A 25215-nucleotide genomic window follows, 5' to 3' on the forward strand; every position below is an offset into this window, starting at 1 on the left:
GGGGTGGGATCAGTGGCCGAAGGTGAACCAGTTGACGTTCACGAAGTCCGACGGCTGGCCGCTGGTGAAGGTCAGATGGACGTCGTGGGTGCCCGTCACATTGCTGATGTTCGCCGGGATCGTCCGCCAGGACTGCCAGCCGCCCGTGTTGCCCACCGCGAAGCTGCCGATGGGCGCGTTGCCCCGGCTGTCCAGGCGCACCTCGACCAGTCCGCTGACGCCGGAGGCGGCGCCGCTCGCCACCCGCGCGGAGAACTGCCGGGCCGGGGTGGAGCCGAAGTTGACGCCCTTGAACTGGAGCCAGTCACCGTTGGCCAGTGCGCCCACGTTCTGGCCGCCGCCGGTGTCCGAGGTGGTCTCCGTCATGACGCCGCCCTGGCCGTCGTAGGACTCGGCCTGGATGGTGCCGTAGGCGTCGCGGTTGCCGGTCGGCGGGGGAGTGGTGCCGCCCCCGCCGGAGGTCAGCACCTGCACGTAGTCGACGAGCATCGAGTGACCGGGCCGGGTGTTCGCGTCGGGACCGCCGCCGAAGGCGTCGGGGAAGCCGCCGCCCATCGCCACGTTGAGGATGATGAAGTAGCCGTGGTTCGTCGCGTTGGTCCAGGTCGTGGCGTCGACCTGGTTCTCCCGCACGGTGTGGAAGTTGTTGCCGTCGAGGTAGAAGCGGATCTCCTCCACGCTCGTCGAGCGGTCCCACTCCATCCGGTAGGTGTGGAAGCCGGCCTGACAGGTCGTGCCCTGACAGGTGGTCGAACCGCCGATGCCGCTGGTCTCGTTGCACGGGCCGCCCGGCGAGGTGCCGCAGTGCATCGTGGCGAACACGGTGTTGTTGCCCTGGGTGTTCTCCATGATGTCCAGCTCGCCGACGGCGGGCCAGTTCCAGTAGTTGCCCCGGTACGGGGAGCCCAGCATCCAGAACGCCGGCCAGTAGCCCCTGGCGGCGGCGCCGGTGACGTTCGGCACCTGGATGCGGCCCTCGACGCGCAGCTTCCCGCCGGCCGGGGGCTGGAAGTCCGTGCGGTTGGTCTCGATGCGGCCGGAGGTCCAGTTCCCCGAGGCGTCGCGACGCGGGGTGATGCGGAGGTTGCCGTTGCCGTCGAGGGAGACGTTGTCCGTGCTGGACGTCATCGTCTCGATCTCACCGGTGCCCCAGTTCGCGGGGCCGCCCGGGTAGCCCTTGCCGGTCGCGTACCGCCAGTTGGAGGTGTTGACACCGCTGCCCGCGGGACCGTTGAAGTCGTCGGCGAAGACCTGGGTCCAGCCCGACGGCGGAGGCGGCACGGAGGCGCTCGCGGACGTGCCGGCCGCGGTCGTGGCGCCCGCGGCGAGAGCGAGCGTGCCGACGACGGCGAGGAGCGCCCGGCGCAGCGGGCGAGGTCTGCGGAGGGTGCGGGGTGTGCCGGAGGTGACACTCATGTGGGGATGCCCTCTCGGGTACGGGGGGTTGCTCGTGAGAGCGCTCTCAGGATGACGTCAATGTGCGCTGCGGCTCCGCCGTCGTCAACAGGTGTAACCGAGAAAGTCCTTGCGGGCGGGGAGAGTTCACCTCTCGAATTGACGCGAATGGGGTGCAAGGGGCGCCCTGGACGTCGTGGTCCTTCGCGCGGTTCCCCGCGCCCCTTCAAGGGGCGCGGGGGCTGCGTGGTTCCTCGCGCGGTTCCCCCCGCCCTAAAGGGGCGTCGGCACCCGCGGCCGGGGCGCCTCCTCCGGCTCCTCCCGGAGGCCGAAGCGGTCGTGAAGGCGGCGCAGCGGTGCCGGGGCCCACCAGGCCCGGCGGCCGAGGAGGGACATCGTGGCCGGGACCAGGAGCATCCGCACGACGGTCGCGTCGATGAGGACGGCCAGGGTGACGCCCAGACCGATCTGAAGGATGGGCGAGAAGCCGCCCGTCATGAAGGCGGCGAAGACGACCGCCAGCAGCAGCGCCGCGCAGGTGACCACCCGGCCCGAGCGGCGCAGCCCGTCCACCACGGCCTCCGCGTCGTCGCCGGTCCGCTGCCGGGCCTCACGCATCCGGGCCAGGATGAACAACTCGTAGTCCATGGCGAGTCCGAACGCGATCGCGATGATCAGCGGCGGCGCGGTGAGGCTCAGCGCGCCCAGGCCCTCGGCGCCCAGCAGCCCCGCCAGATGACCGTCCTGGAAGACCCACACCACCGCCCCGAGCGCCGCGCCCAGGCTCAGCAGCGTCGTCACGACGGTGCGCAGCGGCAGCAGCACGGAACCGGTGAACGCGAACAGCAGCAGGAAGATGCCGGCCAGGACGGTCAGGACCGCCCACGGTGCCCGTTCCGCCAGCATCTCGCGGAAGTCGACCAGCCGGGCCGCGGGCCCCGTGACCTCGACCGGTTCACCGCCGCGCACCTCCCGTACCCGCTCGACCAGCTCGGTCGCCTCCTCGCCGTCGGCCGCGCCGGGCGGCCGGATCTCCAGCACCGTGGCACCGCCCGGAAGTTCACGGACCGCCGTGGCCGGGGACAGCGCGCGGATGCCCTCGACGGTCGCGGTGTCGGCGCCGGGCCGTACGACGACGGTGACCGGTGTGACGCCGGTACCCGGCGGGAAGTGACCGGCGACGGTGTCGTGCAACTGCCGGGCCTCGGTGTCCGCCGGCAGCTGCCGCGCGTCCCCGAGGTCGATCCTCATCCCGGCCACCGGCAGGGCCAGGACCAGCAACACCGGTACGGCCACGGCCAGTACGGCGATCCGGCGCCGGGCCGCGAAGCGGGCGATCCGTGCGAAGAGCCGGCCCTCCTCGCCCTCCGGACGCTCCTTCGCCGGGGCGATCCGCCCGCCGAACCTCGCCAGCAGCGCGGGCAGCAGGGTGAGCGCGGCCAGCATGTCGATGACCACCACGGCGGCGACGGCGAGGCCCATGCTGCGCAGGAACACGCTCGGGAAGACCAGCAGCCCGGTCAGGCTGACCGCCACCGTGAGCCCGGAGAACAGCACCGTCCGCCCGGCCGCCGCGACCGTGCGGTGCACCGCCTCGACGACGTCCTCGGTGTGCCGGCGCTCCTCCCGGAACCGCACCAGCATCAGCAGCGCGTAGTCCACGGCGAGACCGAGCCCCAGCATCGTCGTCACCTGGATCGCGTGCACGGAGATGTCGGTGACCTCACTGAAGAGGAACAGCGCGAGGAAGGCCCCCGCGATCCCGCCGACCGCGACGACCAGCGGCAGCAGGGCCGACCGCAGCCCGCCGAACACGACCAGGAGAAGCGCCAGCACCACCGGCAGGGAGATCAACTCGGCGTTCTTCACGTCCTCCTGGGCCCGCTCGCCGAGCTGCTGCCCCAGCAGCGGACCGCCGCTCACATGGACGTCGGGGGCCTCGATCTGCCGGATCCGGTCGGCGGCCGCGTCGAGCGTCCGCTCCTCGGCGCCGTCGTCGAGACCGCCCTCGAGGGTGACGGGGATGATCAGCGCCTGCCCGTCCCCTGCGGTCAGACCGCGCGTGGTGTACGGGTCGGGCACGGCCGCGACCCCGGCGACCATCCGCAGGTCGGCCACGGTCCGTTCGACGTCGGCGCGCAGCTCCGGGTCGGAGACGGCGGTGCCGGCCACCACGCCGGTGATCGACTCGCCAGCCGGGTCCACCTCGTCCAGGTAGCGGGCGGCCGACTCCGACTCGGTTCCCGGCACTTCGGGCACGTTGTCGGAGAGCCGCGCGAACACGCCCGTCCCCAGCCCGAAGCCCAGCAGCAGAAAGAGCCCCCACAGGAGCATCACGGTCAAGGGACGGCGGGTGGCCGCCCGGGCGAGTGCGGAAAGCACAGTCCCTCCCGGCGAGTGATGGTGTGTCAACACACCTCAGACTCGTGCCGAAGGGTGGGTCACCGGATCGCCGGAGCGAGCGGTTTGCGGCCCTCGCCCGTACGGGGGAGACGGCCCCCGCACTCACTCCTCAGGGGGAGCCCGGAGTGATCAGACCCGTCTCGTACGCGCAGATCACCGCCTGTACCCGGTCCCGGAGAGCGAGCTTGCTCAGCACATTGCTCACATGGGTCTTGACGGTGTGTTCGCTGACGAACAGGGTCGTGGCGATCTCCGCGTTGGACAGGCCGCGGGCCAGCAGCCGCAGGGTCTCCACCTCGCGGGCGGTGAGGGCGTCCAGCCGCTGCGGGGTCGCCGTCTCGGCGGCGGCCCGTTCCCTGCGGCTCCGCACGATGTCCGAGACGAGCCGCCGGGTCACCGCCGGGGCGAGCAGCGAGTCACCGGCCGCGACCACCCGCACCGCGTGCACGAGGTCGTCCCGGCGGACGTCCTTCAGCAGAAAGCCGCTGGCACCCGCGTACAGCGCCTCGTACACGTACTCGTCCAGGTCGAACGTGGTCAGCATGACGACCTTGCAGCCCGACTGCGCGCACACCCGCCGGGCCGCCTCCAGGCCGTCCATCACCGGCATGCGGATGTCGAGCAGCAGCACGTCCGGGGCGTGCCGGAGCACCGCCGCGACGGCCTCCTCGCCGTCACCGGCCTCGGCGACCACCTCGATGTCGTCCTGGGCGTCGAGGATCATGCCGAAGCCGGCCCGGACCAGCTCCTGGTCGTCGGCGACGACCACCCGGATGCTCACCCGAGGGCCCCTTCCCGGTCGGTGGCCACGGGAAGGCGTACGACGACCCGGAAGCCGCCGTCCGGGGCGCTGCCGGTCTCGGCGCTGCCCCCGCAGGCGGCGGCCCGCTCCCGGATGCCGATCAGCCCGTGTCCGCCGACCGGCGCGGACGGTCCCCGTCCGTCGTCCGTCATCGTGAGGGTCACCTGGTCCTCCGCCCAGTCCAGCTCCACCACGGCGCGCGAGGCACGGGCGTGCTTCACGGTGTTGGTGAGCGCTTCCTGGACCACACGGTAGGCCGCGACCTCCGTGTCCGAGGACAGCGGGCGGGGTTCGCCCGTGGTGCGCAGCTCGGTGCGCAGCCCCGTGGACTCCCGCACCTGACGGACCAGCCCCGGCAGGGCGGCCACGCCGGGCTGCGGCAGCCGGGCGGTCACCTCCCCGCCCGGCCGCTCCTCCTTCAATACGCCGAGGATCCTGCGCAGTTGGGCCATGGCGTCCCGGCCGGTCGAGGCGATGGTGTCGAAGGTGGCCTCCGCGCGTTCCGGATCCTTGCGCACCACCACCGGCCCCGCCTCGGCCTGCACCACCATCAGGCTCACGGCGTGCGCCAGGATGTCGTGCATGTCCCGGGCGATGCGGGCGCGTTCCTCGGCCCGGACCCGCGCGGTGTCCGCGGCCCGCTCCCGCTCCAGCCGGCGGGCCCGGTCCTCCAGCTCGGTGGTGTAGGCGCGTTGGACGCGGGCGAGCACCCCGAGGGCGTAGGCGCAGACGAGGCCCATCAGATGGAAGGCGTACTCGAAGGGCTCCTTGTCCGCCTGATGCTGCATGGTCACGACGACCCCGACGACCCAGCCCGTGAGCATCGGCCGCCGCTGCCAGGGCTTGGTCTGGGCGGCCATGGTGTACAGCACGACCATCCCGCCGTACATGACGTCCGGCGGGGGAGCGTGGTACAGCGCCTGCGCGGGGGTGGCGACCGACACGGCCCACGCGGTGGTGCACGGTGCCCGCCGCCGCCAGATCAGCGGCACGGCCGTGGCGGCGCCCAGCAGCCAGCCCTGCCAGGTCAGCGGGTCGTCGCCCTCGTCGGGGAAGAGCCACTGAAGGGAGACGGCGAACAGCACGACCGCGGCGAGCGCCGTGTCGAGGGCGTACGGGCTCGCCGTACGCCAACGCACGACGACCGGCGCGAAGGCGGACCGGAAGGACATGGACGGCTCCTCGGGGCGGGGGCCGTCCCAGTATCACGAGGTCCGGCGGCCCGGTCCTCACCGGTGAGAGGGATTTCGCCGGGCGGGGGCGGCCGGGTCCGGCCCCAGGGCCCGGGAGATGTTGCGGCCCGCGAGGCGGAGGGTGGGGCCGGCGCGGGGACGCGGGCGTCGGTGCGCGGGACGACGACCGACACGGCGGAGGCGACCGTGCCGTCGGGGCCGCGCACCGGCGCCGCCATCGACAGCGCGCTCCGGCTGATCTGACGGTCGCTCACCGCGACGCCCGAGCGGCGCACCTCGGTCGGCATCCGCGGCGGAAGCGCCCGCTCGGTGACCGCGTACGGGGTGTAGGGAGGGGAGCGGCACACCGGCTGACACGGTGGAGGTGACCGTGCCTTCGGGGCCGTTCACCGGCGCCGCGACCGGGTGATCTGACTGCCGCTCACCGCGACGCCCGAGCCGCGCGCCTCGGCCGGCATCTGCCGCGGCAGCGGCGGCGGTTCGGTGACGGTGTACGGGGTGTAGGGAGGAGAGTGGCCCGCCGGCCGACACGGTGGAGGTGACCGTGCCTTCGGGGCCGCGCACCGGCGCCGTCACCGGGTGATCTGACTGCCGCTCACCGCGACGCCCGAGTCGCGCGCTTCGGCCGGCATCCGCCGCGGCAGCGGTGGTTCGGTGACCGTGTACGGGGTGGGAGCGGCACACCGGCCGACGAGCGCTCGGACAGCCATTTGATGGAGCCCGCGCGGGGCGAGCGCGGCCGGGTCACACAGCCGCGGCCCGACTGGTACGTCCCCGACGCGTCCCGCCCCAGCGCGTGAGCTCGCCCACCAGCCGGTGCGCGGTGGTCGCTGTGAGCCCGGCCCGGCGGCCGATGTCCATCAGGGGCAGCGCCGGATGCCGGTGGTCGAAGGCCGCGAGCACGGACAGCGGACGGTCGGGCCGGGGCGCCCGCGCCGCGAGTAGGGTCGTCCACGTTCGTCGTGGTGGGAAGGGTGCGGATGTGAAGCTGACGATTCTGGGCGGCGGGGGATTCCGTGTGCCGCTGGTGTACGGGGTGCTGCTGAAGGACCGCGCCGAGGGCCGGGTGACCCGGGTCGTCCTGCACGACGTGGACGCCGGGCGGCTGCGCGCGATCACCCGGGTGCTGGCCGAGCAGGCCGCCGACGTGCCCGACGCGCCCGAGGTGACCGCGACCACCGACCTCGACGAGGCGCTGCGCGGCGCCCGCTTCGTCTTCTCCGCGATCCGCGTCGGCGGCCTGGAGGGCAGGGCGCACGACGAACGGGTCGCCCTCGCCGAGGGCGTGCTCGGCCAGGAGACGGTCGGCGCGGGCGGCATCGCCTACGGTCTGCGCACCGTGCCCGTCGCCGTCGACATCGCCCGCCGCGTGGCCCGCCTCGCCCCCGACGCCTGGGTCATCAACTTCACCAACCCCGCCGGACTGGTCACCGAGGCCATGTCCGGCCACCTCGGCGACCGGGTCATCGGCATCTGCGACTCCCCGGTCGGCCTCGGCCGCCGCATCGCCCGGGTGCTCGGCGCGCGACCGCAGGAGGCGTGGATCGACTACGTCGGCCTCAACCACCTCGGCTGGGTGCGCGGTCTGCGGATCGCCGGCCGCGACGAACTCCCGCGCCTGCTCGCCGACCCCGCGCTGCTCGGCTCCTTCGAGGAGGGCAGGCTGTTCGGCACCGACTGGCTGCGGTCCCTGGGCGCGATCCCCAACGAGTACCTGCACTACTACTACTTCAACCGTGAGACCGTCCACGCCTACCGGCGGGCCGAGCGGACCCGGGGCGCGTTCCTGCACGACCAGCAGGCGAGGTTCTACGCCGGGGCGGCCGACCCCGCCGTCCCCGCCCTGGACCTGTGGGACCGCACCCGTGCCGAACGAGAGGCCACCTACATGGCCGAGAACCGGGAGGCCGCGGGCGCGGGCGAACGCGAGCCCGAGGACCTGTCCGGCGGCTACGAGAACGTGGCGCTCGCCCTGATGCGGGCCATCGCCCGCGACGAACGCGCCACCCTGATCCTCAACGTCCGCAACCGCGGCACCCTGTCACCGCTGGACGGGGACGCCGTCATCGAGGTCCCCTGCCTCGTGGACGCCCATGGCGCGCACCCTGTCTCCGTCGATCCGCTGCCCGCTCACGCCACCGCTCTGGTCTGCGCCGTCAAGGCCGTCGAACGCGAGGTGCTCGCCGCCGCCAGGTCGGGTTCCCGCGCGACGGCCGTCAAGGCGTTCGCGCTGCACCCGCTCGTCGACTCCGTGAACGTGGCCCGCCGTCTCGTCGACGGCTACACCGCCGTCCACCCCGGCCTCGCCTATCTCGGATAGCACTCCGGACATGGCTTCGGGCCGGCCGGTCGCCCCCCGTGACAGCGGCCGACCGACCCGAGCCCCCCGGTTCCCCCGTGCTTCCCCCTGGCGGCTTCCCCAAGTCGCCTTCACCATCAAGAGCACGCTGCCCGGCCCCTGATACACCCCCGGCCGAGATTTCCCCGAGAAAATTTCTAGGGGCGCGCTCCGGTCGCCGTCCGCGCCTCCACGGACCCCGCCGGAGCCGGTACGGCCCCCAGCGCGGGCGCGGCCACGGACGCGTCGGACCGCTGCTTCGGCAGCGACACCGGCCGCAGCGGACGCGGACCGGACACCACTGTGTAGTCCTGGCCCAGGAACGGCGGCGTGATCTCCCCCGGGTCGTCGCCGAGCGCCAGCCGCACCGCCGCCCACGGGGCGTTCACCCCGCACAGCGACAGCTGGTGCAGCCCGCCCGCCGGCCGTGTGTTGACGTCCATGAGCACGGGCCGCTCGCCGAGCATCCGGAACTGAATGTTCGACAGGTGGTGCAGGCCGAACCCCTCCGCGATCCGCCTGGCCGGCTCCAGCCACTGCTCGTGCAGCGTGAAGCCCCGTCGCCGGCCGTTCTTGGTGCGCCCCACCGCCAGCCGGACCCGGTTGTCGGTCCCGGTCAGGCAGTCCACCGACACCTCGGGCTGCTCCAGCCGCGGCATCACCAGCCAGTCCACCGGCTCGTCGGCCTCCCGCAGGGCGTCCAGCACCAGGCCGAGCGGCACATACGGGCTCGGGAAGCCGCTCAGCTGCGTGAGTGAGAAGGGGGCACGCGTGATCACGCGGAAGCCCACCCCGCCCGCGCCGGACGCGGGCTTGAAGCAGGCCCGGTGGCCGCGCCCCTCCAACTCGTCGACCGCCGCGACGAGTTCGTCCGCACTGCGGACCCGCCACCACGGCGGCACGGGCACCCCGATCGCCTGGACCGCCTCATAGGCGATCACCTTGTCCCGGAACACGGCCACCGCTTCGGGCGGCGGAGCCAGCAGCGCCGTACCCACCGCCTCGAACTCGGCGCGGTGCGCCACGATCGCCGACTGGTGCAGCCGGGGCACGAACACATCGATGCCGCGCCGCTCGCACTGGGCGAGCGCGTACTCGACGTACGCCGCCGGGGACAGCCCCTCGGGCTCCGGCTCGGCGGTGTCGGCCGCGGCCAGCACGGGGGAGTCGGGGTCCCCGTGCGTGGCGTGGATCTCGACGGCCCGGTCGCCGGGATTTCTCCTCAGCTGATCCATGAAGAACACGTTCTCCGCGTACGTGCGGTTGATCCAGACGCGTACGCGAGAGACCATGCAGGCCGCCTTTCACGGTTCGCGGGCAGGGCTCGGCGGCCCGTTGCCCGGGCAGGAGTGTGGAGGGTCACCGAACCGCCCTGTGCGAAGGGCGTTTTCACGGCGGTGGTGATGGGCAGATCATAGGGCTTCGGGAGTCGTTCCCGTACCACACCCGGATGACGGGTCGCGCTTGTTCCGGCGGCACGGATGTGATCTCGTTCGTGAGGGCGTTCGTGACGGCTGAAGGGGCGACGGGTGATGTCGGGGACAAGCGGCGGCGGACAGCTGTGGGCCATCAGTGACCTGCACATCGGTTACAGCGAGAACCGTGCCCTGGTCGAGGCGATGCGGCCGGAGTCGGACGAGGACTGGCTGCTCGTGGCCGGTGACGTGGCGGAGACCGTGGAGGACGTCCGCTGGGCCCTCAAGACCCTCGCCGGCCGGTTCGCCAAGGTCGTCTGGGCGCCCGGCAACCACGAGCTGTGGACGCACCCGAGCGACGCGGTCACGCTGCGCGGCGTCGCCCGCTACGACCACCTCGTCGAGCAGTGCCGGGACCTCGGGGTGATCACACCCGAGGACCCGTACCCCGTGTGGGAGGGACCCGGCGGGCCGGTGGCCGTCGCACCGCTGTTCCTGCTGTACGACTACTCGTTCCTGCCGTCCGGGTGCGCCACCAAGGAGGAGGGACTGGAGTACGCGCACGGCACCGGCGTCGTCTGCACCGACGAGGGCCTGCTGCATCCCGACCCCTACCCGAGCCGGGAGGACTGGTGCCGGGCCCGGGTCGCCGAGACCGAACGCCGGCTGGCCGAGGTGCCGGACGGTCTGCCGCTGGTCCTCGTCAACCACTACCCGCTGCACCGCCACCCCACGGACATCCTCTGGTACCCCGAGTTCGCCATGTGGTGCGGCACCGTGCTGACCGACGACTGGCACCGGCGCTTCCCCGTCCACACCATGGTCTACGGCCATCTCCACATCCCCCGGACCACCTGGCAGGACGGTGTCCGCTTCGAGGAGGTGTCGGTGGGCTATCCGCGTGAGTGGCGCACGCGGGAACAGCCACCGGGGCGGCTGCGCCGGATCGTGCCGAGGGAGGACGAGGGGCGATGATCGAGGAACTGCTGCCGCGGACCGTGGTCGCCGTGGAGGCCTACGGCGACGAGGGGACCGACGCCCCGCTGTTCCCCCAGGAGGAGGCCCTGCTGGCACGCGCCGTCCTCAAAAGACGCCGGGAGTTCACCGCCGTACGCTCCTGTGCCCGCCGCGCCATGGACAAGCTCGGCGTGCCGGCCCAGCCCGTGCTGCCCGGCGAGCGGGGCGCCCCCGTCTGGCCCGCGGGGCTGACCGGCAGCATGACCCACTGCCAGGGGTACTGCGCCGCCGCCCTGGTGCGCGACGCCGACCTGGCCTCCCTCGGCATCGACGCCGAGCCCCACGCGCCGCTGCCCGAGGGTGTGCTGCCCTCCGTCGCCCTGCCGCGGGAGGCCGAACGGATCGGCGCCCTGGCCGGGGAACTGCCGGCGGTGCACTGGGACCGGCTGCTGTTCAGCGCCAAGGAGTCCGTCTACAAGGCGTGGTTCCCGCTCACCGGGAAGTGGCTGGACTTCCTGGAGGCCGAGCTCGACTTCTTCCCCGACCCCGGCGCCCCCACCCGCGGCGGCTTCCGCGCCACCCTCCTGGTCCCGGGCCCGCGTGTGGGAACCCGCGTGGCGGACCACTTCACCGGCCGCTGGATCACCGAGAAGGACCTGATCGCGACGGCCGTCACCGTCGCACACGGCTGAGCAGGCCGACTCCCCCGGGGAAACCCCGGGGGTGTCCGCAACGTCGCGCCCGCCCCGCGACCGGCACGCCCTAGGCCTGAGGGTGCCAGTCGCGCAGCATCCGGAAGAACGCCTCCTCGTTGCCGGTCAGGCCCGCTCGGGCCAGGGCCGTCTCCGCCTCGGCGAGTACGGAGGGGGGCACCAGCGGGGGCCCGGGAGGGCCCGGCGGGACCGACTGGGTGTCGAGGGCTGCGCGCACCGTGTGCAGCAGCCGTAGATAGGCCTGGACGGCGGTGCGCTCGCGGTCGGTCAGTACGGCGGTGGGCATCGCTCGGCTCTCCCCGTGTCGCGGTCGGTGCGTTTCCCCCCAGCTTGCCGCCCACCACTGACAATCGGGTTCCACCACGGCCCGGTTCGCCCGCCCGGCGGGCTCGCACGCCGGGGCGTGTCCGCTCAGCCCTGCGGACCCAGATAGCCCAGCGACGCCTCGATCCGGCCCACCAGACGATCCCGCTGCACCGGCCCCCGCAGCGACGAACCGGTCAGCCGTGTCCGGCACTTGCTGGCCAGCAGCAGGCCGAAGGCCTCGGCCTCCTTCTCCTCGGCGAGGTCGAACCGGGTGCGTGCGGCCACCTTCAGGACGGTCGCCCGCAGGACGTCCTCGTCGAGGGCACGGTCCAGCAGGCGCGTCGCGACCCCGGCGCCCGGCACATGGTGGCGACCGCAGTGGCCGGCCTGCATGTGCCACAGCTCATGACCCAGGATCACCAACTGATGGTCCGGCGCGGTGCGTTCCTCGATCACCACGAGATCCTGGTCCGCCATGTCGAGCCACAGCCCGCTCGCCGTCCCGGGCGGGAAGGCCGCCGTACGGAACAGGACCGGCCGGCCGCGGCGCCTGCTCATCGCCTCGCACAGGGCGGCGTACAGATCGGCGGGCCGCGCCGGGGCGGGAAGCGTCAGCTCCGCGAGCAGCTCGCCGCACAGACGGCGCATTTCCCTGCCGATGCCCACTGTTCTCCCCGGGTCAGGCCTTGGGCCGCTGGACACTCTCCAGGAGCATGTCCAGCCACTCGGCGACCTTGTCGCGATGCTGGTCGGTGGGCAGTTGCGCGGCCCGCCAGGCGATCCCGCGCACCCCGTGGTCCTGGAGCAGTCGCTCCAGCGGGTCGTCGGCCGGCGCCGCCGCCGCCCGCTCCCGGTCCGCGAGCTTCTGGAGCAGTTCCTGCTCGGTGTGCTGGAGGGCGCTCGTGAGCGCCTCGGGGTCCTCGGCGGTGAGGAAACCGGCGTGCACCCGGAAGAACCGCTGGATGGCGTCGCAGTGCTCCATGGTGGGCCGCCGGTCGCCGTTGATCAGGGCGCCGGCCTGCTGCCGGGACATGCCCGCGCCGTCGGCGATCTCCTGTTGCGTGTACTTGCGGCCGTTCGGCTTCAGCCGGGTGCGGCGCAGCAGGTCCAGCCGCTGCACGAACCGCGCCTGCACATCGGGCTCGCCCGCCGAGCGGCCGCTCAGCAGCGCCTTGACCACGGCCTCCGGGACCCCGGAGGCGACCGACAGCCGGCCGGTGTCGAAGACCTCGGCGTGCGCCACGCCGAGCCGGTTCGCGAGTGCGGTGACGCGGGCGACGACGGCCGGCAGCGCGGTCGTCGGCGTGGCGCCCGGACCCTCGAAGCCACCCGTCACCGAAAGATCTCCTAGGTCTCTCACAGGCTTCTCACAAGCGATTGCCGTGAACTTCACGGAGACTAGCCGCTGCTTCGAACTCACATCCAGGTCTCGCCACAACTGTGGCCAATTTCAGCCGTCAACCGGCATGAAATGCCACGATAGTTGACACGTCTCGCGTGCGGGCAGCAGGATCGGGGCGCCGCGTCAGGGCCGCACAGGCAAGAGGGGTGACCTCCCGATGGCATATCAGGCAGGAGGGCAGCGGCCGGCACCGCGGCCCGCCCCCGAGACCCCCGAGGCCCGCGCCTATCTGGAGGACTACGCCGCGCTCCTGGAGGCGGCTCCGTTCCCCTCCATGGTGGTCGACCACCGGTGGGACGTGCGGCTCACCAACACTGCTTTCCGGACACTTTTCCAGGACGTCGAGGCGCACCCCACGGCCCAGCCCTGCGACAACTTCCTCCGGTTCGTCCTCTTCCACCCGGACGCCGCCACGGTGCTGGGCGACCACGAGTCCGGCTGGTGCCTGCCGATGCTGGCCCATTTCGCCGGGACGGTCGAGCGGTACGGCCACGACCGCGGACTCCAGGCCATCCGCCGCGACATCGCCCAGGACCCGATCATGGAGGCCGCCTACCGGCACGGAGTGCCGCACTGGCTGCGGGTCGTGGGTGAGCGGGCCGCCCAGCACGACGGCGCCGTACGGCCGTTGCTGCACCCCGATCCGCGCTGGGGCGCCACGGACTGCCGCATCGTCGTGGAGACCACGCCGGCCCTCGATGAGATGGACTGTTTCCGGCTGACGCTGGTGCTGCGCGAGACCCGCCGCGCCCCGTCCGGGGACCGCAGGGCCCGCCGCGCCGCCTCCCACCTCAGAGTGGTCCCCGCCGCCGACTGAGCGGACCCGCCGAACGACCGTGTCGGTGCGCACTGTTCCCAGCCACAGTGCTGTGTGACATAGTACTGATATGAACGAGTCGCTGACCTGCGATGTCGTGATAGTGGGCGCCGGGATGACGGGCGCCGCCTGCGCCCTGTACGCGGCCCGGGCGGGCCTCGAAGTGACCGTCGTGGACCGGGGCCCGGTGGCCGGCGGCACGACCGGCGCGGGCGAGGGCAACCTCCTCGTCTCCGACAAGGAGCCCGGCCCCGAACTGGAACTCGCCCTGCTCTCCAACCGGTTGTGGGCCGAGACGGCCCGCGAGCTGGGCCGGGCGGTCGAGTACGAGGCCAAGGGCGGACTGGTCGTCGCCCGGACGCCTGAGGCCTTCCACGGTCTGCGGACGTTCGCGGACGCACAGCGGGCGGCCGGAGTGGCCGCCGAACCCGTCCCCGCCGACCGGCTCCGCGACCTGGAACCCCACCTGGCGCCCGGACTCGCGGGCGGCGTCCACTACCCCCAGGACGCCCAGGTGATGCCCGCCCTGGCCGCCGCCCACCTGCTGCGCGCCTCCGGGGCCGGGCTGCTCACCGGCCGCGAGGTGACCCGGGTGCTGCGCACCGCCGACGGCACGGTGCGCGGGGTGCGCACCGACCGCGGCGACCTGCACGCCCCCGCCGTCGTCAACGCGGCCGGCACCTGGGGCGGCGAACTCGCCGCCCGCGCCGGGGTCCGGCTGCCCGTGCTCCCCCGGCGCGGCTTCGTACTGGTCACCGAGCCGCTGCCGCCCCGGATCCGGCGCAAGGTGTACGCCGCCGACTACGTGGCCGACGTCGCCAGCGACTCGGCGGCGCTCCAGACCTCTCCCGTGGTGGAGGGAACGGCCGCCGGCCCGGTGCTGATCGGCGCCAGCCGGGAGCGGGTCGGCTTCGACCGGTCCCTGTCCCTTCCGGCGGTGCGGGCGCTGGCGGCGGGGGCGACCCGCCTGTTCCCCTTCCTGTCCGGCGTACGGGCCATACGCGCGTACGCGGGCTTCCGGCCGTACCTCCCCGACCACCTGCCCGCGATCGGCCCCGATCCCCGGGTGCCCGGACTGTTCCACGCGTGCGGGCACGAGGGCGCGGGCATCGGGCTGGCCACCGGCACCGGGCTGCTGATCGCCCAGGCACTGACCGGACGGACACCGGAACTGGACCTCACCCCCTTCCGGCCCGACCGATTCCCCCGTACGGCAGAGGAGGCCGAGGAGTGAACCCGCTGGACCTCGCCGGGGCGCGGCCCGAACCCGGCTTCACCGTCACGTTCGACGGACGGCCGATCGAGGCGCTGCCCGGCCGGACGATCGCCGCCGTGCTGTGGGCCGCCGGCATCACCTCCTGGCGCACCACCCGCGGCACCGGACGCCCCCGCGGGGTGTTCTGCGGGATCGGGGTGTGCTTCGACTGCCTGGTCACCGTCAACGACCGCCCCAACCAGCGGGCCTGCCTGGTCCCGGCCCGGCCCGGCGACGTGATCCGCAGTCAGGAGGGGACGGGCCATGCGGACTGACCTCGCGGTGATCGGCGCGGGCCCGGCGGGCCTGGCCGCGGCCCTCGCGGCGGCCGGACGCGGTGTGCGGGTCGCCGTCGTCGACGCGGCGCCGGAACCCGGCGGCCAGTTCTACCGGCAGCCCGCCGCGGGCCTCCGCGCGGAGCGCCCGGAGGCCCTGCACCACCAGTGGCGGACCTGGACCCGGCTGCGGGACGGACTCGCCGCGAGCGGGGCGCGGGTGCTGACGGAGCACCATGTGTGGTCCGTGGAGCGGACGGCCGACGGTCTGACCGTGCACGCGCTGCTCGGACCGGAGCAGAGCGAGCCGGCCGAGGTGCACGCCACCGCCGTGCTCCTGGCCACCGGCGGATACGAGACCGTACTGCCCTTCCCCGGCTGGACCCTCCCCGGTGTCGTCACCGCGGGCGGCGCCCAGGCCGTGCTCAAGGGCGGGCTCGTCGTACCCGGCCGCACCGCCGTGGTCGCCGGGACCGGTCCGCTGCTGCTGCCGGTGGCGACCGGCCTCGCGGCGGCGGGCGTGTCGGTCGCCGCGCTGGTGGAGTCCGCGGACCCCGGGCGCCTGCCGCGGCACGCCGTCACCCTGGCCCCCAAGCTGCCCGAGGCCGCCGGCTACGCGGCCCGCCTGGTGCGACACCGCGTACCGTTCCTCGCCCGCCACACCGTCCTCCGCGCCCACGGTGAAGGAGACCGGCTGACGGGCGTCACCGTCGCCGCGCTCGACGCGCACGGCCGTGTCCGGCCCGGCACCGCACGCCGTCTGCCCTGCGACACCCTCGCGGTGAGCCACGGCATGCTGCCGCACACCGACCTCGCGGAGAGCCTGGGCTGCCGGCTCGACGGACTCACCGTGGCCGTCGACGGGGAACAGCGCACCGACGTACCCGGAGTCTGGGCCGCCGGCGAGGCCACCGGCATCGGCGGGGCGGCCCTCGCCCTGGCCGAGGGGCACATCGCCGGCCGCTCGATCGCCGCCCGGCTGCGGGGCTCCGTACCCGATCCGCGGGAGTGGGCGCCCGCCGCGAAGGTCCGCGCCCGGATGCGCCGCTTCGCCGCCGCGCTCGACGCCGTGCACGCCCCGCCCGCCCGCTGGACCGAACGGATCACCGACGACACCGTGGTCTGCCGCTGCGAGGAGGTGACGGCGGGCGCCGTCCGCGAGGCGCTCGCCCTCGGCGCCGGGGACGCCCGGACCGTCAAGCTGCTCACCCGGGCCGGCATGGGCTGGTGCCAGGGCCGGATGTGCGGACCGGCGGTCGCCGGCCTCGCCGGACGCGAACCCACCCCGTCCCGGCGGCCGTTCGCACGGCCCGTGCCGCTGGGTGTACTCGCCGAACAGCACGAAGAGCACGAAGAGCACACCGAGAGAGGATCCTCATGACCGACCACCGTCCCTGGCGCGGCGTCCTCGTCGCCACCGCGCTGCCGCTGAACGACGATCTCTCCGTGAACCTCGACCGTTACGCCGAGCACTGCGCCTGGCTCGTGGAGAACGGCTGCGACGGCGTCGTACCGAACGGCTCGCTCGGGGAGTACCAGGTGCTCACTCCCGAGGAGCGCGCCCGGGTCGTCGAGACGGCCGTCGCCGCGATCGGCGGGGAGCGCGTGATGCCCGGCGTCGCCGCCTACGGGTCCGCGGAGGCCCGCCGCTGGACCGAGCAGGCCGCCGAGGCCGGCTGCCGGGCCGTGATGCTGCTGCCGCCCAACGCCTACCGCGCTGACGAGCGTGCGGTCCTCGCCCACTACGCCGAGGTCGCCGCGGCCGGACTCCCCGTCGTCGCCTACAACAACCCCATCGACACCAAGGTCGACCTGGTGCCGGAACTGCTCGCCCGGCTGCACGGCGAGGGATACGTCCAGGCCGTCAAGGAGTTCTCCGGAGACGTCCGCCGCGCCTACCGGATCGCCGAACTCGCCCCCGAACTGGACCTGTTGATCGGCGCCGACGACGTCCTGCTGGAACTCGCCGTCGCCGGCGCCAAGGGCTGGGTGGCCGGCTACCCGAACGCGCTGCCCCGGTCCTGCGTGGAGCTCTACCGCGCCGCCGTGAACGGTGACCTCGACACCGCGCTGCCGCTGTACCGGCAGTTGCACCCCCTGCTGCGCTGGGACTCACGGGTGGAGTTCGTCCAGTCGATCAAGCTCTCCATGGACCTCGTCGGCCGCCACGGCGGCCCCTGCCGCCCGCCCCGCGTACCGCTGGAACCCGGGCAGGAGGCGGCCGTCCGCGCGGCCACCGAGAAGGCCGTCGCGGCCGGACTGGCGTAGGGAGGCGGACCGGACATGCGCAGCAAGCTCGTTCTGCACGCCGTCGACTCGCACACCGAGGGCATGCCCACCCGGGTGATCACCGGCGGCATCGGCACCGTCCCCGGCGCGACCATGAACGAACGGCGCCTGTACTTCCGTGAACACCGGAACGACATCAAGCGGTTGCTGATGAACGAGCCGCGCGGACACTCCGCGATGAGCGGCGCGATCCTCCAGCCGCCGACCCGGCCCGACTGCGACTGGGGCGTCGTCTACATCGAGGTCTCCGGCTACCTCCCGATGTGCGGGCACGGCACGATCGGCGTCGCGACCGTGCTCGTCGAGACCGGGATGGTCGAGGTCGTCGAACCGGTCACCACCATCCGCCTGGACACCCCCGCCGGGGTCGTCGTCGCCGAGGTCGCGGTGGAGGACGGGGCCGCCACCGCCGTGACCCTGCGCAACGTCCCGTCGTTCGCGGTCGCCCTCGACCGGGAGGCCACCCTGCCCGACGGACGCACGGTCACGTACGACCTCGCCTTCGGCGGCAACTTCTACGCCATCCTGCCGCTGGACCGGCTCGGGCTGCCCTACGACCGGTCCCGCAAGGACGAGATCCTCGCGGCCGGGCTGTCCCTGATGGAGGCGATCAACGCCGGGGGAGAACCCGTCCACCCCGAGGACCCGTCCATCCACGGCTGTCACCATGTCCAGGTGACCGCTCCCGACGCCACCGCCCGCCACTCCCGGCACGCCATGGTGATCCACCCCGGCTGGTTCGACCGCTCGCCCTGCGGCACCGGCACCAGCGCCCGCATGGCCCAGCTCCACGCCCGCGGCGAACTCCCGCTGCACACCGAGTTCGTGAACGAGTCCTTCATCGGCACCCGGTTCACCGGCCGGCTGCTCGGCACCACCGAGGTCGCCGGCCGCCCGGCCGTGCTGCCCAGCTTCACCGGCCGGGCCTGGATCACGGGCACCGCGCAGTACCTGCTGGACCCGACGGACCCCTTCCCCGCGGGGTTCGTCCTGTGAACGCCACCGGTCCCGCCCTCCCCGCCCTGGGCGGGCGGAAGCCCAGCTACCGCGAGCGGGTCGCGGACGCGCTGCGGGCCGCGCTGATCGCCGGTGAACTGCGACCCGGTGAGGTGTACTCGGCCCCCGGGCTCGCCGCCCGTTTCGGTGTCTCCGCCACCCCCGTACGCGAGGCCATGCTCGACCTCGCCAACGAGGGGCTGGTCGACACCGTGCCCAACAAGGGCTTCCGGGTCACCGCCGTCTCCGACCGGCAGCTCGACGAGTACACCCACATCCGCTCCCTGATCGAGATCCCGACGACGACGGAACTGGCCGCCACGGCCGACCCGGTGGCGCTGGAGGCACTGCGGCCGGTCGCCGAGGAGATCGTCTCCGCCGCCGCGGCCGGCGACCTCATCGCGTACATCGAGGCCGACCAGCGCTTCCACCTCGGGCTGCTGGCACTCGCCGGAAACGGCCACCTCGTCGAGGTCGTCCGGAACCTGCGCCGGCGCGCCCGGCTGTACGGGCTGACCGCGCTGGTGGAGCAGGGGCGGCTGGAGGCGTCCGCCGAGGAGCACCTGGAGATACTCGACGCGCTGCTCGCCCGGGACCCCGAGGCCGTACGCGCCGTGATGACCCGGCACCTCGGACATGTTCGGGGGCTCTGGGCGGCACCTTGACAGAGAATTTGCGGCGCAACGCAAGCCGCTTGCGTTTCTTGCGCTACTCTTGCGCACATGACACGACGACTTGCTGTGGTGGCGAAGAAGGTCGGGGTCAGCGAGGCCACGGTCAGCCGGGTGCTCAACGGCAAGCCGGGAGTCTCCGAGGCCACCCGGCAGGCGGTGCTCTCCGCCCTGGACGTGCTCGGCTACGAGCGGCCGACCCAGCTGCGCGGTGAGCGCGCCCGGCTGGTCGGCCTGGTCCTGCCCGAGCTCCAGAACCCCATCTTCCCGGCCTTCGCGGAGGTCATCGGGGGCGCGCTGGCCCAGCTCGGCCTGACGCCGGTGCTCTGCACCCAGACCCGTGGCGGGGTCTCCGAGGCGGACTACGTGGACCTGCTGCTCCAGCAGCAGGTGTCCGGCGTGGTGTTCGCCGGCGGCCTCTACGCCCAGGCCGACGCGCCCCACGACCACTACCGCCGGCTCGCCGAACGCAATATTCCGGTCGTCCTGGTCAACGCGGCGATCGAGCACCTCGGTTTCCCCGCCGTGTCGTGCGACGACGCCGTGGCCGTCGAGCAGGCCTGGCGGCATCTGGCCTCGCTCGGCCACGAACGCATCGGGCTGGTGCTCGGCCCCGGTGACCACATGCCCTCGGCGCGCAAGCTGGCCGCCGCCCGCGCGGTCGCCGGGGAGGTCCCCGAGGAGCACGTCGCCCGCGCCATGTTCTCCATCGAGGGCGGTCACGCCGCCGCGTCCCGGCTCATCGAGCGGGGCGTCACCGGCTTCATCTGCGCCAGCGACCCCCTCGCCCTCGGTGTCGTACGGGCCGCCCGTCGCAAGGGACTCGACGTGCCCGGACAGATATCCGTCGTCGGATACGACGACTCGGCGCTGATGAACTGCACCGAGCCCCCGCTCACCACCGTCCGGCAGCCCATCGAGGCCATGGGCAAGGCGGTGGTGGAACTGCTGAACGCGCAGATCAGCGGCAGCACGGTGGCCCCCGAGGAGCTGCTGTTCGAACCCGAGCTGGTGGTGCGGGGGTCGACCGCCCAGGCACCTCGTTCCTGAGATCCACTCGACTGTCGAATAATTTCAAATTCTGCGCGACATCTTGCGGGATGTTGTCGTCGGTGCTTGAGTGTGCCCCGCCCACCGCTCCTGTTCCGAGGGGTTCACTCACTCCTGTCCCTTAAGGGGTCCACCGATGAGAAGCACCGGGATCCGTCGTACCCTCGTCGCCCTGGGCGTAGGCGCTCTCGCGCTGACCGCCTGCGGCTCGGACGACGACGAAGCCGCCGGCGGCAAGACCCGCATCACCGTCAACTGCATGCCGCCCAAGAGCGCCAAGGTCGACCGGCAGTTCTTCGAGGAGGACATCGCCGCCTTCGAGAAGCAGAACCCGGACATCGACGTCGTCCCGCACGACGCGTTCCCCTGCCAGGACCCGAAGACGTTCGACGCCAAACTCGCCGGCGGGCAGATGGAGGACGTCTTCTACACGTACTTCACCGACGCACGGCACGTCGTCGACATCGGCCAGGCCGCCGATCTCACTCCGTACATCAAGGAGTTGAAGAGCTACGACACCATCCAGCAGCAGCTGCGGGACATCTACACCGTCGACGGCAAGATCTACGGCATCCCGCGCACCGGCTACTCCATGGGCCTGATCTACAACCGGCAGCTCTTCGAGAAGGCCGGACTCGACCCGGACCGGCCGCCCACCACCTGGGACGGAGTCCGCGACGCCGCCAGGAAGATCGCCGCACTCGGTGACGGCACCGTCGGCTACGCCGACTACAGCGCCCAGAACCAGGGCGGCTGGCACTTCACCGCCGAGCTGTACGCGCAGGGCGGCGACGTGGTGAGCCCCGACGGCAAGAAGGCCACCATCGACACCCCCGAGGGCCGCGCCGTCCTGCAAACACTCCACGACATGCGGTGGAAGGACGAGTCGATGGGCAGCAAGCAGCTGCTCGTCATCAACGACGTCCAGCAGATGATGGGCGCCGGCAAGCTCGGCATGTACCTCGCCGCGCCCGACAACATACCGATCCTGGTCAAGGAGAAGGGCGCCGAGTACCAGGACATCGCCATCGCCCCCATGCCCGGCGGCGAGGGCACCCTCATCGGCGGCGACGGCTACATGTTCAACAAGAAGGCCTCACCCGAGCAGATCCGCGCCGGCCTGAAGTGGCTGGACCACATGTTCCTCACCCCCGGCGACGGCTTCCTCGGCGACTACGCCCGGGCCAAGAAGAACGACGCCCCGGTCGGCCTGCCCGAACCCCGCCTGTTCACCGGCGCCGCCGACGCCAAGGACCAGCAGGTCAAGAAGGCGAACGCCAATGTCCCGGTGGAGAACTACCAGTCCTTCCTCGACGGCAACCAGCAACTGGACATGAAGATCGAACCACCGCACGCCCAGCAGCTCTACTCCGTCCTCGACGGTGTCGTCTCCGCCGTCCTCACCAAGGAGGACGCGGACATCGACCGGCTCCTGAAGGACGCCTCCGGCAAGATCGACGGCATCCTGGCCCGGGGCTGACCGGCGATGAAGACGGTTGAACGGCCGGCCCCGGCCGTACGGGTCCGACCGGTGAAGGCGCCGTCCCCGGCAGGGGACCGGAGGCGGCGCCGCCTCACCGACCACCTGCGCGCCTACGGCTTCCTCCTCGGCGGACTCGTCTGCTTCGCCCTGTTCTCCTGGTACCCGGCGATCCGCGCCATCGTGATCGCCTTCCAGAAGTACACGCCCGGCTCGGACCCCGAATGGGTCGGCACCGCCAACTTCACCCGGGTCCTGAACGACCCCGAGTTCGGCGCGGCCTGGCGCAACACGCTCACCTTCACCCTGCTCGCCCTGCTGATCGGCTTCGCGATCCCCTTCGTGCTCGCCCTCGTGCTCAACGAACTCCGGCACGCCAAGGCCTTCTTCCGGGTCGTGGTCTATCTGCCGGTGATGATCCCGCCCGTGGTCAGCGCGCTGCTGTGGAAGTGGTTCTACGACCCGGGCACCGGCCTCGCCAACGAGGCGCTGCGCTTCCTCCACCTGCCCACCTCGAACTGGTCCAACGGCGCCGACACCGCCCTGGTCTCCCTGGTCCTCGTCGCCACCTGGGCCAACATGGGCGGCACCGTCCTCATCTACCTGGCCGCCCTCCAGTCCATCCCCGGCGAGCTGTACGAGGCGGCCGAACTGGACGGAGCGGGCCTGCTCCAGCGCATCCGCCATGTGACGATCCCGCAGACCAGATTCGTCATCCTCATGCTGATGCTGCTTCAGATCATCGCCACCATGCAGGTGTTCACCGAACCCTTCGTGATCACCGGCGGCGGCCCCGAGAACTCCACCGTGACCGTCCTCTACCTCATCTACAAGTACGCCTTCCTCTACAACGACTTCGGCGGCGCCTGCGCGCTGAGCGTGATGCTCCTCGCCCTGCTCGGCCTGTTCTCCGCCGTCTACCTCCGTCTCACCCGCTCCGGGGAGGAGACCGCATGAGCACTCGCACCCTGGTGTCCCCGGCCGTACTGGCCCGTCCGCGCGGCAAGGCCGTCTACTGGACCGTGTTCACCGGCATCGTCCTGCTCTTCGTGCTCGCCTTCCTCTTCCCCGTCTACTGGATGGCGAGCGGCGCGATGAAGTCCCCCGACGAGGTGGCCCGCACCCCTCCCACGCTCGTCCCGGAGAGCTGGAGCACCAGCGGGTACACCGACGCCTGGGAGCTGATGCAGCTGCCCACCCACCTGTGGAACACGGTGGTGCAGGCGGCCGGCGCCTGGTTCTTCCAGCTGGTGTTCTGCACGGCCGCCGCCTACGCCCTGTCCAGGCTCCGGCCCGCCTTCGGCAAGCTGATCCTCGGCGGCATCCTCGCCACGCTGATGGTCCCGGCCCAGGCCCTGGTCGTACCGAAGTACCTGACCGTGGCCGACCTCGGGCTGCTCAACGACCCGCTCGCCATCTGGCTGCCGGCCGTCGCCAACGCCTTCAACCTCTACCTGCTCAAACGGTTCTTCGACCAGCTGCCCAGGGATGTGCTCGAGGCCGCCGAGATGGACGGCGCGGGGAAGCTGCGCACCCTGTGGTCGATCGTGCTGCCCATGTCGCGCCCGGTGCTCGGCGTGGTGTCGATCTTCGCGCTGGTCGCGGTGTGGCAGGACTTCCTGTGGCCGCTGATGGTCTTCTCCGACACCGACAAACAGCCCATCAGCGTGGCCCTCGTCCAGCTGTCGCAGAACATCCAGCTGACCGTGCTCATCGCCGCGATGGTGATCGCCAGCATCCCCATGGTCGCGCTGTTCCTCGTCTTCCAGCGGCACATCATCGCCGGAATCAGCGCGGGCAGCACCAAGGGCTGACACCGCAATCATCCACAGAAGAGAAAGGCACGCACAGTGGGACAGCCCACCCCTGCCCGGAACGACGACTGGTGGCGCTCCGCCGTCATCTACCAGGTGTACGTCCGCAGCTTCGCCGACGGCGACGGAGACGGCACCGGCGACCTCGCCGGCGTCCGCGCGAAACTGCCGTACCTCGCCGAACTGGGCGTGGACGCCCTGTGGTTCAACCCCTGGTACCTGTCCCCGATGAAGGACGGCGGCTACGACGTCGCCGACTACCGGTCGATCGACCCGGCCTTCGGCACCCTCGCCGAGGCGGAGAAGCTCATCGCCGAGGCGCGGGAACTGGGCATCCGCACGATCGTCGACATCGTGCCGAACCACGTCTCCGACCAGCACCCCTGGTTCCGGGCGGCGCTCGCGGGCGGCCCCGAGCGGGCCCTGTTCCACTTCCGTCCGGGCCGCGGCGACCACGGCGAACTCCCGCCGAACGACTGGAAGTCGGAGTTCGGCGGTCCCGCCTGGACCCGGCTGCCGGACGGCGACTGGTACCTCCACCTCTTCGCACCCGAACAGCCCGACCTCGACTGGTCCCACCCCGCCGTCCGCCAGGAGCACGAGGACATCCTGCGCTTCTGGTTCGAGCGGGGCGTGGCCGGGGTCCGGATCGACTCCGCGGCGCTGCTGGTGAAGGACCCCCGGCTGCCCGACTTCGTCGAGGGCCGCGATCCCCACCCCTACGTCGACCGGGACGAACTCCACGACGTCTACCGGGGCTGGCGGGCCGTCGCCGACGAGTACGGCGGCGTCTTCGTCGGCGAGGTCTGGCTGCCCGACACCGAGCGCTTCGCGCGCTACCTCCGCCCCGACGAACTCCACACCGCCTTCAACTTCTCCTTCATGACCTGCCCCTGGGACGCGGCACGGCTGCGCACCTCCATCGAGGACACCCTCGCCGAGCACGCGCCGATCGGCGCCCCCGCCACCTGGGTGCTGTGCAACCACGACGTCACCCGCACCGTCACCCGCTACGGTCGCGCCGACACCGGCTTCGACTTCGCCACCAAGGCCTTCGGCACCCCCACCGACCTGGCCCTCGGCACCCGCCGGGCCCGCGCCGCCGCCCTGCTGTCCCTGGCCCTGCCCGGCGCGGTCTACGTCTACCAGGGCGAGGAACTCGGCCTGCCCGAGGCCGACATCCCCCTCGACCGCATCGAGGACCCCATGCACGCCCGCTCCGGCGGCACCGACCCCGGCCGCGACGGGTGCAGGGTGCCGCTGCCGTGGACGGCCGACGCGCCGCACGCCGGGTTCGGCGGCGAACCGTGGCTGCCGCAGCCGGCCGGCTGGGCGACGTACGCGGCCGACCGGCAGGCCCGCGACCCCGGCTCGATGCTCTCCCTCTACCGCGAGGCGATCCGTCTGCGCCCGTTCCTCGGAGACGGCCCGCTCACCTGGCTGCCCACCCCCGACGGCGTCCTCGCCTTCACCCGCGCGGACGGCGCCGCGATCTGCCTGGTGAACCTCGCGGACGAGCCCGCCGACCTCCCCGCACACACCGCGCTGCTCCTCGGCAGCGGTCCGCTCACCGACGACGGACGACTCCCCAAGGACACCGCCGTCTGGCTGCGCACCTGAGACCGCACCGCCTGTTCCCCCACC

The 25215-nt window shown here is 72.5% G+C and carries 24 protein-coding genes; 15 read left to right on the plus strand and 9 right to left on the minus strand.

Annotation, left to right across the window (positions count from 1 at the left end; genetic code table 11):
* Positions 1–9: 9 nt before the first annotated feature.
* The 5 genes from ACZ470_RS09580 to ACZ470_RS09600 form a co-directional block, all read right to left on the minus strand.
* On the minus strand, positions 10–1416 hold the full coding sequence (locus tag ACZ470_RS09580) for a glycoside hydrolase family 16 protein (protein WP_468426018.1): 1407 nt from the start codon (positions 1414–1416) through the stop codon (positions 10–12).
* A 252-nt stretch (positions 1417–1668) separates the two neighbouring features.
* Positions 1669–3777 carry an MMPL family transporter gene (locus tag ACZ470_RS09585; RefSeq protein WP_468426019.1) on the minus strand — a complete coding sequence of 703 codons (2109 nt, stop codon included), beginning with the start codon at positions 3775–3777 and terminating at the stop codon, positions 1669–1671.
* A gap of 130 nt (positions 3778–3907) precedes the next feature.
* Positions 3908–4579: a response regulator gene (locus ACZ470_RS09590; RefSeq protein ID WP_468426021.1), complete on the minus strand. Its 672-nt coding sequence runs from the start codon at positions 4577–4579 to the stop codon at positions 3908–3910.
* A complete protein-coding gene (locus ACZ470_RS09595; protein WP_468426023.1) occupies positions 4576–5772 on the minus strand; it encodes a sensor histidine kinase in 1197 nt (398 codons plus the stop codon). The genes ACZ470_RS09590 and ACZ470_RS09595 overlap by 4 nt, the downstream gene beginning before the upstream one ends.
* Before the next feature lie 765 nt (positions 5773–6537).
* Positions 6538–6789: a helix-turn-helix domain-containing protein gene (locus tag ACZ470_RS09600; protein ID WP_468426309.1), complete on the minus strand. Its 252-nt coding sequence runs from the start codon at positions 6787–6789 to the stop codon at positions 6538–6540.
* Here ACZ470_RS09600 and ACZ470_RS09605 point away from each other — a divergent pair.
* On the plus strand, positions 6776–8113 hold the full coding sequence (locus tag ACZ470_RS09605) for a 6-phospho-beta-glucosidase (RefSeq protein WP_468426025.1): 1338 nt from the start codon (positions 6776–6778) through the stop codon (positions 8111–8113). The two genes, ACZ470_RS09600 and ACZ470_RS09605, sit on opposite strands and share 14 nt — an antisense overlap.
* Before the next feature lie 176 nt (positions 8114–8289).
* On the opposite strand, the gene ACZ470_RS09610 is transcribed toward ACZ470_RS09605, so the two are convergent.
* Complete coding sequence (locus ACZ470_RS09610; RefSeq protein ID WP_468426027.1) at positions 8290–9423, minus strand: ATP-grasp domain-containing protein; 1134 nt, start codon at positions 9421–9423, stop codon at positions 8290–8292.
* A gap of 240 nt (positions 9424–9663) precedes the next feature.
* Here ACZ470_RS09610 and ACZ470_RS09615 point away from each other — a divergent pair, with 240 nt between their 5' ends.
* Together ACZ470_RS09615 and ACZ470_RS09620 are read left to right on the plus strand one after the other, a co-directional pair.
* Positions 9664–10521, plus strand: coding sequence for a metallophosphoesterase family protein (locus tag ACZ470_RS09615; RefSeq protein ID WP_468426029.1), 858 nt, complete (start codon positions 9664–9666; stop codon positions 10519–10521).
* Positions 10518–11195: a 4'-phosphopantetheinyl transferase family protein gene (locus ACZ470_RS09620; RefSeq protein WP_468426031.1), complete on the plus strand. Its 678-nt coding sequence runs from the start codon at positions 10518–10520 to the stop codon at positions 11193–11195. Before ACZ470_RS09615 ends, ACZ470_RS09620 begins: the two co-directional genes overlap by 4 nt.
* Before the next feature lie 70 nt (positions 11196–11265).
* Here the strand turns inward: ACZ470_RS09620 and ACZ470_RS09625 are convergent, their stop codons facing one another.
* From ACZ470_RS09625 to ACZ470_RS09635, 3 genes are all read right to left on the minus strand, one after another.
* Complete coding sequence (locus ACZ470_RS09625) at positions 11266–11502, minus strand: hypothetical protein (RefSeq protein WP_468426033.1); 237 nt, start codon at positions 11500–11502, stop codon at positions 11266–11268.
* A 125-nt stretch (positions 11503–11627) separates the two neighbouring features.
* Complete coding sequence (locus ACZ470_RS09630; protein ID WP_468426311.1) at positions 11628–12170, minus strand: toxin-antitoxin system, toxin component; 543 nt, start codon at positions 12168–12170, stop codon at positions 11628–11630.
* 31 nt (positions 12171–12201) lie between these two features.
* Entirely contained in the window at positions 12202–12858 is a 657-nt protein-coding gene (locus tag ACZ470_RS09635; RefSeq protein ID WP_468426035.1) for a helix-turn-helix domain-containing protein, read from the minus strand.
* A 223-nt stretch (positions 12859–13081) separates the two neighbouring features.
* On the opposite strand from ACZ470_RS09635, the gene ACZ470_RS09640 reads away from it, so the two are divergent.
* From ACZ470_RS09640 to ACZ470_RS09695, 12 genes are all read left to right on the plus strand, one after another.
* Positions 13082–13741 carry an MmyB family transcriptional regulator gene (locus ACZ470_RS09640; protein ID WP_468426036.1) on the plus strand — a complete coding sequence of 220 codons (660 nt, stop codon included), beginning with the start codon at positions 13082–13084 and terminating at the stop codon, positions 13739–13741.
* A gap of 70 nt (positions 13742–13811) precedes the next feature.
* A complete protein-coding gene (locus ACZ470_RS09645; protein WP_468426038.1) occupies positions 13812–14975 on the plus strand; it encodes an NAD(P)/FAD-dependent oxidoreductase in 1164 nt (387 codons plus the stop codon).
* The gene (locus tag ACZ470_RS09650; RefSeq protein ID WP_468426040.1) at positions 14972–15271 is read left to right on the plus strand and encodes a (2Fe-2S)-binding protein; all 300 of its coding nucleotides are present in this window, start codon (positions 14972–14974) and stop codon (positions 15269–15271) included. The genes ACZ470_RS09645 and ACZ470_RS09650 overlap by 4 nt, the downstream gene beginning before the upstream one ends.
* Positions 15261–16652, plus strand: a complete 1392-nt coding sequence (locus ACZ470_RS09655) for an FAD-dependent oxidoreductase (protein WP_468426042.1) — start codon at positions 15261–15263, stop codon at positions 16650–16652. Before ACZ470_RS09650 ends, ACZ470_RS09655 begins: the two co-directional genes overlap by 11 nt.
* Positions 16649–17539 (plus strand): dihydrodipicolinate synthase family protein, encoded by an 891-nt coding sequence (locus ACZ470_RS09660; RefSeq protein ID WP_468426044.1) that lies wholly within the window; start codon positions 16649–16651, stop codon positions 17537–17539. The genes ACZ470_RS09655 and ACZ470_RS09660 overlap by 4 nt, the downstream gene beginning before the upstream one ends.
* Before the next feature lie 15 nt (positions 17540–17554).
* A complete protein-coding gene (locus ACZ470_RS09665) occupies positions 17555–18556 on the plus strand; it encodes a proline racemase family protein (protein WP_468426046.1) in 1002 nt (333 codons plus the stop codon).
* Positions 18553–19221 carry a GntR family transcriptional regulator gene (locus tag ACZ470_RS09670; RefSeq protein WP_468426048.1) on the plus strand — a complete coding sequence of 223 codons (669 nt, stop codon included), beginning with the start codon at positions 18553–18555 and terminating at the stop codon, positions 19219–19221. The genes ACZ470_RS09665 and ACZ470_RS09670 overlap by 4 nt, the downstream gene beginning before the upstream one ends.
* Before the next feature lie 57 nt (positions 19222–19278).
* Complete coding sequence (locus ACZ470_RS09675) at positions 19279–20277, plus strand: LacI family DNA-binding transcriptional regulator (RefSeq protein ID WP_398784548.1); 999 nt, start codon at positions 19279–19281, stop codon at positions 20275–20277.
* Positions 20278–20413: 136 nt separating this feature from the next.
* Positions 20414–21757: an ABC transporter substrate-binding protein gene (locus ACZ470_RS09680; protein WP_468426051.1), complete on the plus strand. Its 1344-nt coding sequence runs from the start codon at positions 20414–20416 to the stop codon at positions 21755–21757.
* Between the two features lie 6 nt (positions 21758–21763).
* Complete coding sequence (locus ACZ470_RS09685; RefSeq protein ID WP_468426053.1) at positions 21764–22714, plus strand: carbohydrate ABC transporter permease; 951 nt, start codon at positions 21764–21766, stop codon at positions 22712–22714.
* Positions 22711–23571 carry a carbohydrate ABC transporter permease gene (locus ACZ470_RS09690; protein WP_468426055.1) on the plus strand — a complete coding sequence of 287 codons (861 nt, stop codon included), beginning with the start codon at positions 22711–22713 and terminating at the stop codon, positions 23569–23571. Before ACZ470_RS09685 ends, ACZ470_RS09690 begins: the two co-directional genes overlap by 4 nt.
* Before the next feature lie 36 nt (positions 23572–23607).
* Positions 23608–25191: a glycoside hydrolase family 13 protein gene (locus ACZ470_RS09695; protein WP_468426057.1), complete on the plus strand. Its 1584-nt coding sequence runs from the start codon at positions 23608–23610 to the stop codon at positions 25189–25191.
* Positions 25192–25215 lie beyond the last annotated feature (24 nt).

It is taken from the genome of Streptomyces sp. NPDC031111, from assembly GCF_055570675.1.